The following is a 14,569-nucleotide window of genomic DNA, read 5'->3' on the forward strand; positions in this document are numbered from 1 at the left end:
AAGCAATTGTATCATACCAAATCAAACGAAGAAAATACAATAATTTAAAAATAGTTACAAAGGAGATTTATAATGAATAATATAGCTATTGTTAGCGCAAAGCGTACACCAATCGGGAGATATAAAGGGAAGTTAAGCAATTATTCAGCTGTAGAGCTTGGTACTAAAACATTAGAAGCAGCTATGAAAGCGGTTGAAATTAATCCGGAAATCGTAGATCAAGTCATTTACGGAAATGTATTGCAAAGTGGTAGTGGGCAAAATCCAGCACGCCAAATTAGTATAAATGCTGGTATCCCGAATACTGTACCAGCGATGACAATTAATGAAGTGTGTGGTTCGGGACTGAAATCGATTATCTTGGGTAAACAGCTCATTCAATTGGGAGAAGCCAAGGTCGTTGCTGTAGGCGGTGTAGAAAGTATGACTAATGCACCTAAGTTAATACTAAACGATGATGAAACACCTGTAGCAAGCTTTATGCATGATGGTTTAACAGATGCTTTTATGGATGTACCAATGGGCATCACTGCAGAGAAAATAGCAGAGAAATATGATGTGACAAGAGAACAACAAGATGCATTTGCTAACGAATCTCAAAGAAAAGCACATGAAGCAACATTATCAGGGAAGTTCGACAACGAAATTGTACCGTTAAAAGATATAGACGGTGAATGGATGACGACAGATGAAGGTATTAGAGGCAATAGTAGTATAGAGAAATTAGCGACATTAAAAACAATCTTTAAAGAAGATGGAACTGTAACAGGTGGCAATGCTTCAAGTATCAATGATGGTGCGTCAACAGTGATACTTATGGATGCAGATTACGCAAAACAAGAAGGTTTTGAAATACTAGCTTATGTTGGTGAACATGCAGAAATTGGTTGTGATCCAGAATTTATGGGTTATGCACCATATCATGCTGTCACACAACTATTAAATAAAGCTGATAGAGATATTGATGAAGTTGATATAGTTGAAATGACAGAAGCATTTGCAGCACAAAGTATTCCTGTAACAAAGAATTTAAATATTCCTGAAGAAAAACTTAATTTATATGGTGGTGCAATTGCTTTAGGTCATCCAATTGGTGCGAGTGGCACAAGATTAGTAACAACTTTAGTGAACGCTTTAGCACAAGAGCAAAAGCAAACAGGTGTTGCAACGGCTTGTATTGGTGGGGGCTTAGGTATCGCTATGTTGATTGAGAAGGGGGATAAATGATGGAAAGCTTAGGCAAGACATTTCGTCATTTGTCACGTAAAGAAAAATTAGAGGAATTGGTTACTAAAGGCTGGTTAAGTGAAGAGAATCGGGATATGTTTTTACATGATCCATTAATTTCCGAGGAAATCGCTGATAGTTTAATTGAAAATGTAATTGGACAAGGTGCATTACCAGTAGGTTTATTGCCGGAAATTATTGTCGATGGTAAATCATATGTCGTGCCAATGATGGTAGAGGAACCGTCAGTTGTTGCAGCAGCAAGTTATGGTGCAAAGTTAGTAAATCAGACTGGTGGGTTTAAAGTTGTAGCTAGTGAGCGCTTGATGATAGGTCAAATCGTATTTGATGGCGTTACTGATACAACAGCATTAGCCAACAAATTACAAGAATTAGAACCGAAGATTAAGCAAATTGCTGATGAATCTTATCCATCTATTTTAAAGCGTGGCGGTGGGTATCATAAAATAGAAATTGATACCTTTGCAGAAGCGCAATTATTGTCATTAAAGGTATATGTTGATACACAAGATGCAATGGGCGCTAATATGCTAAATACTATTTTGGAAGGTATTACGGCCTACTTGAATAATGAATTGTCAGATATAGATATTTTAATGAGTATACTGTCAAACCATGCGACAGCATCAGTTGTGAAAGTGCAAGGTGAAATTGACGTCGATGCTTTGACAAAGGGTGATCGAGACGGACACGTTGTTGCAAAACGCATGGAACGAGCTTCTGTCTTAGCACAAGTGGATATTCATCGTGCTGCTACACATAATAAAGGTGTTATGAATGGAATTCATGCAGTAGTGTTAGCTACAGGTAATGATACAAGAGGAGCTGAAGCTAGCGCACATGCTTATGCTAGTAAAGATGGTCAATATCGAGGTATTGCTACATGGGAATATGATGAGCAACGTCAAAAATTAATCGGCACAATCGAAGTTCCAATGACATTAGCAACCGTTGGTGGAGGTACGAAAGTATTACCCGTTGCAAAGGCGGCATTAGATTTAATGAAAGTAACCTCAGCTAAAGAATTAGGTCATGTTGTTGCAGCAGTTGGACTTGCACAGAATTTCTCAGCTTGTCGAGCACTTGTATCTGAAGGGATCCAACAAGGACATATGAGTTTGCAATTTAAGTCGTTAGCTATCGTAGTTGGCGCACAAGGTGCAGAAATTGAACAAGTTGCTCAGTTGTTAAAGCAACAGCCACAAGCCAATACGGCAGTTGCCGAGCAATTATTAGCTGACATTAGAACGCATCAATAATAAATATAATATAGTCTAAACGCTAGTATCAGATTTGAAGTACGATGTACTTTATTATAGATGATAACTGGCTTTAGGCTTTTTTTATAGTATTACTACAAATAAAGTAAGCGTTATCATATAATAAGTGAGGATACTATTTGAGGAGGAATAAGCATGACAAATGAAATTCCAAAGTTAAATTATACGGGTGCAGCAGCTACTGCAGTTCCTTTACAAGCACACGAACAATACTTACAAACTGTTACTGCAGAACCATGGGTGAAAATTTCTGATGATGGTTTACAATTAGAAGGACTATGTTTTGATCGTCAAGGAGATTTAATGTTGTGTGAGGTTTTTGGAGGGACTATCTTTAAAGTTGAAATGCCTGAAAAGAAAGTAAAAGCACATTTTACTGCTAATAAACAAAATCCTGCTGCAGTCAAAATTCATAAAGATGGTCGATTGTTTGTATGTTATTTAGGAGATTTTGAAAGTTCAGGTGGTATTTATGCGGTCGATGCTAACGGTGAACAACAACAAATGATTATTTCGGATATTGAAACGGAATACTGTGTCGATGACTTAGTATTTGATAGTAAAGGTGGTTTTTATTTTACTGATTTTAGGGGCTATTCGACAAATCCAAAAGGTGGCGTTTATTACGTCGATCCTGAATATAAAAGTGTGACACCTGTTCTGTTAAATCTTGCAGTAGCAAATGGTATTGCATTGAGCACGGATGAGCGTACTCTATGGGTAACTGAGACGAATGCGAATCGTTTGCATAGAGTCGATTTATTAGAAGATGGTGTCACAATTGCACCGTTTGGCGCATCAATCCCTTATCATTTTACAGGGCATGAAGGACCAGACTCTTGTTGTATAGATGCAGATGATAATTTATATGTTGCGATGTATGGTCAAGGACGTGTGTTAGTTTTTAATCCTAAAGGTTACCCTATAGGCCAAATATTAATTCCAGGTAGAGATAGTGGGAAGATGTTACGTTCAACACATCCTGCATTTATCCCTGGTACAGATCAGTTGCTGATTTGTTCAAATGATATTGAAAATGGTGGCGCATCTTGGATATATACAGCTAAAGGTTTTGCCAAAGGTCATCATAGTTACCAATTTCATTAAGATAACTATTCATAGATCGTTAGCGTTCGGAATGTTACTTGTCGCTAGCGATTTTTAAGATTTAATGCTTTCAATTAAAGATTGGTAAAAGCTGAAAATATAAAGTACAAATTATATAGAATATATTATGTTCAATGATAATTAGTGCTGAATAAAATACAGATAAAAGATAAATATGTTGTTGAAAGCGCTTTCTTTTTTGGGTATTATTTATTTAACAAAGGGAGGCGCTGTTAATGTTTAATAAGAAAAAAGGAACTGAACAAGACAAAGTCACTACGAAAAAAGAAATAGGGATTACTGCTGCAGTATTTACATTAGCAATAATGATAGCTTGCATGTTATTTACAGTTGCTGTACTTGAGAAGGAACCCCACATTCCACTCATGATTGGAACTGCAGTTGCTATTATTGTCACTATGTTACACGGTTATGCATTTGAAGAAGTGGAAGAAATGATGTATAAGGGGATACGTCATGCTTTGCCAGCGATCGTTATTATTATCTTAGTTGGTTTGATCATCGGTTCATGGATTGGTAGCGGTGTTGTAGCTACGATGATTTATTACGGTTTACAATTAATTGATCCTAGATACTTTTTAACGGTGGTCGTTATTCTATGTGGAATTGTGGCTTTAGCTATTGGTAGTAGTTGGTCGACTATGGCAACAGTTGGTGTAGCTTCTATGGGGATTGGTATTAGTATGGGAATATCACCTGGGATGGTTGCCGGTGCGGTCATTTGTGGTTCGTATTTTGGTGATAAAATGAGTCCACTGTCAGACACTACCAATTTGGCTTCAGGTCTAAGTGATGTAGATTTATTTGATCACATTAAACACATGCTTTATACAACAATTCCTGCGTTGATAATTACGTTGATTGCCTTTTTCTTTATTGGTCAACAATTTGGTGCTAAGCATTTTGATACTAAAAATATCGACAAAATATTACATACAATGCAAGATCAATTCGTAATTACGCCATGGTTATTATTAATTCCACTTATTGTAATTGGACTTGTCGTAGTTAAAGTTCCAGCAATACCAGCCATTGTCGTAGGTATTATTCTAGGATTCTTTGCACAAATCTTTATTCAAGGTGGCAGCTTAACGGAAGCATTAACAGCCTTACAAACGGGTTATACGATTGATTCAGGTAATAAGTTAGTCGATGAATTGTTTAACCGTGGTGGTTTGGAGTCAATGTTCTACACGATATCATTAACGCTTGTTGCAATGACATTTGGTGGAGTATTGGAATATTCCGGTATGCTTGCAGCATTGATTTCTGTAATCTTAAAGTTTGCAAAATCGACGGGATCACTTATTGCGTCAGTAATTGTGTCATGCATAGGAACAAACTTTACATGCTCAGAACAATATATATCAATCATTGTACCTTCTCGCATGTATGCAAGTACGTTTAAAGAGAAGGGATTACATCCAAAGAACTTATCAAGAGCATTAGAAGATGGAGGGACACTGACGTCTGTATTTGCGCCATGGAATACTTGTGGTGTGTTTATCGCTTCGACATTAGGTGTTTCAGTTATGGAATATGCACCTTATGCTATCTTAAATTATACTGTGCCTATTATATCTATTATATTTGGTTATATTGGCTTTAAAATTATTAAATTAGACGATGATAATGATGGAAAATCATTAAATAATACTAAAGGAACAGAGTTAGTTTAATTACACTTTGTTAAAGCATACTTTAGACACTCGTTAAAGTCTATCGGCATGATAAGACAACATATGCGAATCAATATGTGAATATGGTCATAATATTAATGGCTTACTGTTCAATATTGTAGGATGTGTATGCGTTAAGTCTGAATCATTGAGTCTGAATCATTGAGTCCGAATGACTATGCCGGGTGTCTATCTTTTTTTGTCACAGCTCAATCAGTGTTATACTACTGATAATCAAGCTTTCACTTTGTTTGGATTAGGGGAGACATACTATGGATATTAAGCAAATGAAATACTTTGTTGAAGTGGTAAATCAAGATGGCATGACAAATGCGTCTAAATCATTATATATTGCACAACCGACAATCAGTAAGGCGATCAAAGATTTAGAGAAAGAACTTAATATGCCACTATTTGACAGAAGTAAACGTCAATTGGTATTAACGGATGCGGGTAAAATATTCTTTCAAAAATGTAAAGAAATATTGACGCTTTATAATGATTTACCCAAGGAGATTAATAGCTTACTTGGTTTAGAGACAGGACATATTAGCATTGGATTATCTGCTGTAATGAATATGAATCAATTTATCCATATTTTAGGACAATTCCATCAACAATATCCAAATGTAACATATAACCTAGTTGAAAATGGCGGAAAAATGATTGAAACACAACTTATTAATGATGAAATTGATATAGGTATAACAACATTACCCGTAGATAAAACGATATTTCATTCAATACCACTTTATCAAGAAGATTTACGTCTCGTACTGAATAAGGAACATGAGCTAGCACGTTACGACGAGATTGAAATGCACATGTTAAAAGATGAAGACTTTATTTTATTTAATGAAGATTTCTATTTAAATGATAAAATTATTGAAGCAGCTAAAAATGCAGGGTTTATCCCTAATACAATTTCCAAGATTTCGCAGTGGAACTTTATAGAAAATTTATTAAGTGCGCACCTTGGTGTAAGTATATTGCCAGAAAATATTGTGAATATGCTTGATAACAATTTTAAAAATATAAAAATTGTAGATCAATCCATGCGTTGGGAATTAGGAGTTATTTGGAAAAAGGATAAATATTTAAGTCATGCCACAAGACAGTGGATAGATTTTATGAAATTACATTTATAATGCGTGACATAATATAGAATAGATTATTGAATGATAGCTCTATCGACAACTGAAAAGTCGATGGGGCTTTTTTTAATGTAATAAATTCATATTATAAATAACTATAATGTAAAGCGTTTCCATAGAAAAAAGTAATACTTTATATTAAAAATCAATATTTTTATTATGAGTGATTCTCACTTATACTTATATATGTAAACAAAAATAACAGTTCGTGAAACTGTTCTAAAGGAATGATGAGTATTGCATATCGCACGCAAAGTTATTAGAACACTGATGCAAATCATGGTCATAATGGTTATTACTTATTTGGGCAATGTGCTACAACAAGTGTTACACATCCCCATCGCAGGTAGTATTGTAGGTTTATTTTTATTTTTCTTATTATTACAATTTAAAGTTATACCATCTAAATGGGTGAATGATGGTGCTAACTTCTTTTTAACATTTATGGTGTTTTTCTTTATACCTTCAGTGGTAGGTGTCATGGATGTTGTGTCGGAAATTGATGTTAACTTCGTGTTGTTCTTTACAATGGTAATATTTGGAACATGTTGTGTGGCATTAATTTCAGGGTTTATTGCTGAAAAAATGGTTAAAATCACAAGATACGGGAATGGACAAAATTAGATGTTAATACTAAAAACAATTTTCATGATTGTATTAACTGTAATCATGTATATCGGCGCCAAGAAATTACAACAACGATACAAAAGTCCATTTTTAAATCCAGCATTAATATCATCCATAGGCATCATCATCGTACTATTATTATCAAATGAAGGTTATCAAGATTATATGGTCGGTGGACAATGGATCAATTATCTTCTAAATTGTACGGTTGTATGCCTTGCTTTTCCTCTTTATCAAAACCGTCAAAAGATAATGGCCCATTTAAAGATAATTGTTAGTAGTGTACTCGCAGCAGTGTTATTAAATTTCATATTTGTATATAGTATTCTTAAACTATTTGGCTATTCTAAAGAAGTGATAGTTACAATGTTGCCAAGATCTATGACTGCAGCAGTAGGTATTGAAGTATCTCATCAACTCGGTGGTATAGACACGATTACCGTTATGTTTATCGTTGCAACTGGTTTGATTGGCAGTATTGTGGGTTCTTATTTGTTAAGATTCGGCAGATTTGAAACATCAATAGCTAAAGGTTTAACATATGGAAATGCGTCACATGCATTTGGTACGGCAAAGGCATTAGAAATGGATCTAGAATCAGGTGCATTTAGCTCAATAGGTATGATTTTAACTGCAGTGATGAGCTCAGTGTTGTTACCAATACTCATCCTTTTCTTATATTAGAGTAATCGTTTTTTAGATTTTTGAATTATGGAAATTAAAAATATATAGTGAAATGTTTGAAAGGGGCTATTTTAAAATGGCAAAAATTAAAGCAAATCATGCATTAGTTAAAGCGTTACAAGCTTGGGATATTGATCACTTATATGGTATTCCAGGAGATTCAATAGATGCTGTCGTAGACAGTTTAAGAACAGTGAGAGAAAATATTGAGTTTGTACATGTAAGACACGAAGAAGTTGCAAGTTTAGCTGCAGCTAGTTATACAAAATTAACAGGGAAAATTGGGGTCGCTTTAAGTATTGGTGGACCTGGTATTGTTCATTTATTAAATGGTATGTATGATGCCAAGATGGATAATGTGCCACAATTGATTTTATCAGGACAAACAAATAGCACAGCATTAGGTACTAAAGCATTCCAAGAAACTGATATTAGTAAAATGGTTGAAGATGTAGCTGTGTATAATCGCCAAATTTCAGAAAATGATAAAGATATCTTTGGCATTGTTAATGAAGCGATTCGTACAGCTTACGAGAAAAAAGGTGTGGCAGTACTTATCTTGCCAAATAACTTGTTAACTAATAAGGTTAAAGACAATACCAATACACCAGTTGATACTGCTCCACCAGCACGTATTGCACCTAAACCTAGAAGTATTAAAAAAGCAACTAAATTAATCAATAAGAGTAAACGACCAGTTATGTTAATCGGTACTGGTGCTAAACATGCTAAAGATGAAGTACGTGAATTTATCGAAGCGGTAAAAATCCCTTCAATTATCACATTACCTGCAAAAGGAATTTTACCTGATGCACATCCATATAATATTGGTAATTTAGGTAAAATAGGGACTAAAACATCTTATCAAACGATTCAAGAAGCAGATTTATTAATTATGGTAGGTACAAATTATCCATATGTAGATTATTTACCTAAGAAAAATATCAAAGCAATTCAAATTGATACAAATCCGGAAGCAATTGGACATCGCTTTGACATTAATGTAGGTATAATTGGAGACAGTAAATATGCTTTACAACAACTTACAGATTCTGTGAAGTTTGTTTCTAATAGAGATTTCTTAAATAAAACATTAGAACGTAAGGCTACGTGGGACTCTTGGATGACTGCAGATAAACAAGATGAAAGCAGTCCAATTCGTCCAGAGCGCTTAATGGATGCGATTAATAAAGTCAGAACAGATGATGCAATCTTCTCTATAGATGTTGGTACATCTACAGTTTGGTCAACACGTTATTTAGATTTAACTGTTAATAATAAATTTATTATTTCAAGTTGGTTAGGTACAATGGGTTGTGCATTACCAGGTGCAATTGCTGCTAAACGTGCATATCCAAATCGCCAAGTCGTAGGTATTGCAGGTGACGGTGGCTTTGAAATGGTAATGCAAGACTTTGCCACTGCAGTTCAATATGACTTACCGATGACAATCTTTGTCTTAAATAATCAACAATTGTCATTTATTAAATACGAGCAACAAGCAGCAGGTGAATTAGAATATGCTATTGACTTTACAGACATTGATTTAGCAAAATTTGCTGAAAGTTGTGGCGGTGTCGGTTATACATTAACTGACCCACATCGAATCGATGAAGTTGTTGAAGATGCAATGTCACAAGACAAACCAACAATTGTCAATGTATATGTTGATCCAACTGCAGCACCATTACCAGGTAAAATTGTTAAAGATGAAGCAATTAATTATGGTAAATGGGCGTATAGATCAATCACAGAAGATAAAAAATTAGACTTTGATGAATTACCACCAATGTCTACTGCAATGAGACGTTTCTTCTAATCATTTAAATAGTAATCAATCAACAACCCGAAATGAGCAACGAGCTTATTTCGGGTTGTTTTTTATATGAAATTAAGGTAATTGAATATTTCCCGGAAAATAGGTTATTGATATATAGTAAAATTACATATGTGATGTATTGAAGGGGATGTTTATTCACAATGACAAAACGAATTAAACAATTGAAACATATTAAAACACCACATACTTATGCGCTACTATTATCTATTATTGTCTGTGCAAGTGTATTAACTTATATTATACCTGCCGGTGCATATGATAGAGAGAAAAAGGATGGACAAACATTAGTGGTATCAGGTACATACCATGAGATTAATCAGCATGGTGTATCATTTTTTGATATATTTCGTGCAATACCAGAAGGGCTTATTAGTGGTGGCGAAATTGTATTTTATATCTTTTTAGTTGGTGGCGCGTTTGGAATAGTTCATAAGACTGGTGCATTTGAAAATGGTGTCAACACAGCGATGCAAATATTGGGTAGATTTAAAGTGCTGATGATTCCGTTAACGATGCTCATATTTTCAATATTAGGATTTACAATTGGATTAGCGGAAGAAACAATCATATTTGTGCCAATAGGCATTATTATTGCACGAACATTGGGGTATGATGCAATGACTGGCGTTTCAATGGTTATACTTGGTGCCGCAAGTGGATTTTTAGGAGGCATGCTCAATCCATTTACCGTTGGTGTTGCACAATCTGTAGCAGAATTGCCTATGTTTTCAGGTTGGGGATTACGAACAGTGATTTATATTGTGGTGTTACTTGTAGCGATATCTGTCGTTATGTTATATGGTCGCCGGGTGAAAAATGACATGTCTAAAAGTATCGTTTATGAATTAGAGCAGAAAGAAAGGTCAGTACAAACGACGGTCGAGCAGTCTCGTTTTTGTAAGAGACAAGCGCTTGGTCTACTTTTTATTGTTGCAACCATCTTGTTAAATGTTTACGGTATATTTTCTTTCGGGTGGTCATTTAATGAAATGAGTGCAAACTTTATTCTAGCAGGTTTATTAGCAGGATTTGTTGGTGGTTTGGGCGTAAATGGGACCTTCGACGCAATGATTGAAGGGATGAAAGACATCTTATTTGGTGCTATGATCGTTGGTTTTGCAAAAGGTATTATCGTCATATTAGAAAATGGCCATATCATAGATTCTATAGTTCATGGTATGACATTATTGTTACATGGCGTACATCCAACAATAGTGATATTGATGATGTTTGTATTACAATTTTTATTAAACTTCTTTATTCCTTCCGGGTCTGGTCAAGCATTAACAACGATGCCGTTAATGGTTCCAATTTCCGATTTGTTGGAAATCAATAGACAACTTACAGTTTTGGCCTTTCAATATGGTGATGCGATTAGTAATGTATTATTTCCAACATCAGCCATTTTGATGGGGGCGTTAGCAGTAGGCAAGATTACGTATATACAATGGTTAAAGTTTGCTTGGAAGCTCATACTACTTTGGGTGGTTGTTTGTAGTGTAGCAATGACACTTGCATTGTTATTAGGGTATTAAACTGCATTGTTGTATGAATGTAAGAAATTTTTCTTTAAATATGAAAAAAGATATTGTCGAAATAGCGCTTTCATTATATAATGATTTTAAATACAATATCATATTGCGTGTTACTGGTGATGCAGGCATGAGCAAACGAAATGACTATGGAAATGTATAGTCTTGTTTGTTCATGCCTTTTTTATATGCTTATAACGCGTAATAAATGAATTAAGAAGGGATGTTATTCATGTTTAAGAAGCTTTTTGGACAATTGCAACGAATTGGGAAGGCATTGATGTTACCTGTTGCAATTCTTCCAGCTGCTGGTCTATTACTAGCACTTGGAACAGCTTTTCAAGGAGAGTTTTTACAGTCTTATTTACCATTTATTAAAGCGGAAGGTTTTCAAAATGTAGCTCAAATGATGGAAGGTGCCGGTGGGATAATCTTTGATAATTTACCGATTATCTTTGCGCTCGGTGTAGCCATTGGTTTAGCGAGTGGTGATGGTGTAGCAGCTATTGCTGCCTTTGTTGGATTTATTGTTATGAATAAGACAATGGGTGCATTTTTGCATATTACACCTGAAAATGTTAATGACACTGCAAGTGGTTATGCTAGTGTGTTGGGTATACCGACATTACAAACAGGGGTGTTTGGCGGTATTATCGTCGGGGCACTAGCTGCATGGTGTTACAACAAATTCTATAATATATCGCTACCGAGTTATTTAGGATTCTTTGCTGGTAAACGTTTTGTACCAATTATGATGGCAACATGTTCGTTTATCTTAGCATTTCCAATGGGAGTAATTTGGCCGTTTATTCAAACTGGCTTAAATGCCTTTAGTGAAGGATTACTTGATTCAAATACAGGTTTAGCCGTATTCTTATTTGGGTTTATCAAACGTTTACTCATTCCATTTGGCTTGCATCATATTTTCCATGCACCATTCTGGTTTGAATTTGGTAGTTATAAAAATGCAGCAGGTCAAATCATTCATGGTGATCAGCGTATATTTATAGAGCAAATTAGAGACAATGTACCATTGACTGCAGGTAAATTTATGGGTGGGGAATTCCCTGTTATGATGTTTGGTTTACCAGCAGCGGCCTTAGCAATTTATCATTCTGCTAAAAAAGAAAATCGTAAAGTAGTCGGAGGTTTAATGCTTTCAGGTGCTTTAACGTCATTCTTAACAGGTATTACAGAACCATTAGAATTCTCATTCTTATTTGTAGCACCATTATTATTCTTTATTCATGCAGTGCTCGATGGTTTGAGTTTCTTAATTATGTATGTACTTCATGTATATCTAGGTTATACATTCTCAGGTGGCTTTATAGACTTTTTATTATTAAATATTATGCCAAATAAAACAGCATGGTGGCTTGTTATACCTGTTGGTCTTGTGTATGGCGTATTATACTACTTTATCTTTAGATTTATTATTAAGAAATTCAACTATAAAACACCAGGCCGAGAAGATAAAGATATGCAAAGTAACAGTGTAGCGAAAAATGATCTGCCGTTTAAAGTCTTAGATGCTATGGGTGGAAAATCTAATATTAAACATTTAGATGCTTGTATCACACGTTTAAGAGTTGAAGTGAATGATAAGTCAGCTGTAAACGTTGAAGCATTAAAGCAACTAGGTGCATCTGGAGTACTTGAGGTTGGAAATAATATGCAAGCTATTTTCGGTCCTAAATCAGATCAAATCAAGCATGACATGTCAATGATTATGAGTGGTGAAATCACGAAACCAAGTGAAACAACGGTTACAGATGATGATGTAGTACAAGTACCAGCAGCAGATAATCAAGATACAGCCGATAAACAGACATTGATAGAAGTATTTGCCCCTGGTACTGGTAAAATCGTACCTTTAAGTGAAGTGCCGGATCAGGTATTTGCACAAAAAATGATGGGCGAAGGTTTAGGCTTTATTCCAGAGGATGGCACGATTGTTGCACCATTTAATGGTACTGTTAAGACAATATTCCCAACAAAACATGCGATAGGGTTAATTTCAGAAGATGGATTAGAACTATTAATTCATATTGGAATAGATACAGTTAAGCTAGAAGGTAAAGGATTTGAAAGCTTAGTAGCAACAGATGAACATATTAAAAAAGGTCAGCCAATTATGAAAGTGGACCTTGATTATATTAAAGAACACGCACCAAGTATTGTGACACCGTTAATATTAACAAACTTAGAAGAGCGTAACTTTAAAGTTCAAGATGTGGAATATGTAACAAGTGGTGACTTGTTGATTACTGTGAGATAATCAAAACATTTACTTACTGTTAGATTATAGTAAGACAGTATCAAAGATATAATTTAGAGTCTGGGACATATTTAACCAGCATAAAGCCCCTCAAAGATCAAAAATCTTTGAGGGGCTTGTTAATTTATATCAATACTTCGTATTATTATTGCTTGCTCGTCTAGGAAGTTGGGTCGAGTCTCATGTCGACACTCACCTTACTCACATAGATGTCTCGCAAACCATACACAGTGCTTTTATCTTATTACTAAAAAATAAGACTCGATCGTATCATTTAATAAACGCCACTAAACAAAATTAACGAGGCACGAGGCGTCTGATGTATAAAAATTTATAATATGTCTCAATTAACGCTACTGGTGGAAACTGAAATGTTTATCTCTGAAAATGATAACTTTAAATAGCTAATTTCAACAATGCATACTTCGTCCAAATTAAATGTTGAAAAATTCTGAATTTATATCTACTATGAAATAAATAGAAAAAAAGGGTGATTATATGGAGTATCAGCTAGCGATAAATGTTACACCTCAAATTAAACTTGTACAGCCAGAATTATATATGGCAGAAGCTTTGTACAATACAATAAAATCAAACTATCAACATTTAGTAACCTTTCTAGATTTTATTCAAGAGGATATGACGATTGAAGATGAGCAACAATATTTAACAATGATGCTAAATCATCAAGCACAAAATAAAGGTCGATTGTATCTTATTTATTTTGAAGATGAATTGATAGGTACAATTGATTTGCATAAGATTCAAATGCAACATAAAAAGGCGGAAATTGGTTATTGGATTGCGGAAAATTACGCAGGTCGTCAAATAACGACGCAATGTGTTCAACATTTGTGCTATCTTGCCTTTGAAGTATTTGGCTTGAATAAATTAACTATCAAGGCAGATGTACGCAATATTGCTAGTAATAAAGTCGCGGAAAAGGTTGGTTTCTCTTATGTTGGAACAGACTTAGAAGATATGTTTGATGGTGAGGCATACAGAGATATGAATCGTTATTCATTATTAAAGCGCGATTATAACAAGCAATGATCATTGCTCATGCAGAAGTATTTTACATGTTAAGTGTTCTAAAGTTTTAACTCGTTGTAGTAATGA

Annotated in this window: 11 protein-coding genes; all 11 read left to right on the forward strand. The window is 34.7% G+C overall.

From position 1 onward, the window contains the following. The first annotated feature begins 72 nt into the window (after positions 1-72). The 11 genes from ACY191_RS03675 to ACY191_RS03725 all read left to right on the forward strand — a co-directional run bounded on the left by ACY191_RS03675 (position 73) and on the right by ACY191_RS03725 (position 14,503). Positions 73-1,227, forward strand: coding sequence for a thiolase family protein (locus ACY191_RS03675; RefSeq protein WP_042740352.1), 1,155 nt, complete (start codon positions 73-75; stop codon positions 1,225-1,227). Continuing rightward, complete coding sequence (locus tag ACY191_RS03680; RefSeq protein ID WP_042740351.1) at positions 1,227-2,507, forward strand: hydroxymethylglutaryl-CoA reductase, degradative; 1,281 nt, start codon at positions 1,227-1,229, stop codon at positions 2,505-2,507. The genes ACY191_RS03675 and ACY191_RS03680 overlap by 1 nt, the downstream gene beginning before the upstream one ends. Positions 2,508-2,663: 156 nt before the next feature. After that, on the forward strand, positions 2,664-3,635 hold the full coding sequence (locus ACY191_RS03685; protein WP_107641717.1) for an SMP-30/gluconolactonase/LRE family protein: 972 nt from the start codon (positions 2,664-2,666) through the stop codon (positions 3,633-3,635). A 236-nt stretch (positions 3,636-3,871) separates the two neighbouring features. Next, entirely contained in the window at positions 3,872-5,335 is a 1,464-nt protein-coding gene (gene nhaC / locus ACY191_RS03690; RefSeq protein WP_229366533.1) for a Na+/H+ antiporter NhaC, read from the forward strand. Between the two features lie 272 nt (positions 5,336-5,607). Then, positions 5,608-6,483: a cidABC operon transcriptional activator CidR gene (gene cidR / locus ACY191_RS03695; RefSeq protein ID WP_042740348.1), complete on the forward strand. Its 876-nt coding sequence runs from the start codon at positions 5,608-5,610 to the stop codon at positions 6,481-6,483. Between the two features lie 243 nt (positions 6,484-6,726). Beyond that, on the forward strand, positions 6,727-7,113 hold the full coding sequence (locus tag ACY191_RS03700) for a CidA/LrgA family protein (RefSeq protein WP_042740347.1): 387 nt from the start codon (positions 6,727-6,729) through the stop codon (positions 7,111-7,113). After that, positions 7,114-7,800 carry an LrgB family protein gene (locus ACY191_RS03705; protein ID WP_042740346.1) on the forward strand — a complete coding sequence of 229 codons (687 nt, stop codon included), beginning with the start codon at positions 7,114-7,116 and terminating at the stop codon, positions 7,798-7,800. A 76-nt stretch (positions 7,801-7,876) separates the two neighbouring features. Continuing rightward, positions 7,877-9,619, forward strand: a complete 1,743-nt coding sequence (locus tag ACY191_RS03710) for a pyruvate oxidase (RefSeq protein WP_042740345.1) — start codon at positions 7,877-7,879, stop codon at positions 9,617-9,619. A 161-nt stretch (positions 9,620-9,780) separates the two neighbouring features. Beyond that, on the forward strand, positions 9,781-11,175 hold the full coding sequence (locus ACY191_RS03715) for a YfcC family protein (protein ID WP_229366534.1): 1,395 nt from the start codon (positions 9,781-9,783) through the stop codon (positions 11,173-11,175). 229 nt (positions 11,176-11,404) lie between these two features. Next, positions 11,405-13,450, forward strand: a complete 2,046-nt coding sequence (gene ptsG / locus ACY191_RS03720; RefSeq protein ID WP_229366535.1) for a glucose-specific PTS transporter subunit IIBC — start codon at positions 11,405-11,407, stop codon at positions 13,448-13,450. Between the two features lie 498 nt (positions 13,451-13,948). Beyond that, positions 13,949-14,503, forward strand: a complete 555-nt coding sequence (locus tag ACY191_RS03725) for a GNAT family N-acetyltransferase (protein ID WP_107512121.1) — start codon at positions 13,949-13,951, stop codon at positions 14,501-14,503. The last annotated feature ends 66 nt before the right edge of the window (positions 14,504-14,569 follow it).

Source organism: Staphylococcus sp. TCBT05 (assembly GCF_055179755.1).

Excerpts from the sequence above, each read along its gene's own strand:
- ACY191_RS03710 (WP_042740345.1), top strand. The coding sequence starts at position 7,877 with ATGGCAAAAATTAAAGCAAATCATGCATTAGTTAAAGCGTTACAAGCT.
- ptsG (WP_229366535.1), top strand. The coding sequence starts at position 11,405 with ATGTTTAAGAAGCTTTTTGGACAATTGCAACGAATTGGGAAGGCATTG.
- ACY191_RS03705 (WP_042740346.1), top strand. The coding sequence starts at position 7,114 with ATGTTAATACTAAAAACAATTTTCATGATTGTATTAACTGTAATCATG.
- ACY191_RS03675 (WP_042740352.1), top strand. The coding sequence starts at position 73 with ATGAATAATATAGCTATTGTTAGCGCAAAGCGTACACCAATCGGGAGA.
- ACY191_RS03725 (WP_107512121.1), top strand. The coding sequence starts at position 13,949 with ATGGAGTATCAGCTAGCGATAAATGTTACACCTCAAATTAAACTTGTA.
- ACY191_RS03680 (WP_042740351.1), top strand. The coding sequence starts at position 1,227 with ATGGAAAGCTTAGGCAAGACATTTCGTCATTTGTCACGTAAAGAAAAA.
- ACY191_RS03715 (WP_229366534.1), top strand. The coding sequence starts at position 9,781 with ATGACAAAACGAATTAAACAATTGAAACATATTAAAACACCACATACT.
- cidR (WP_042740348.1), top strand. The coding sequence starts at position 5,608 with ATGGATATTAAGCAAATGAAATACTTTGTTGAAGTGGTAAATCAAGAT.
- nhaC (WP_229366533.1), top strand. The coding sequence starts at position 3,872 with ATGTTTAATAAGAAAAAAGGAACTGAACAAGACAAAGTCACTACGAAA.
- ACY191_RS03685 (WP_107641717.1), top strand. The coding sequence starts at position 2,664 with ATGACAAATGAAATTCCAAAGTTAAATTATACGGGTGCAGCAGCTACT.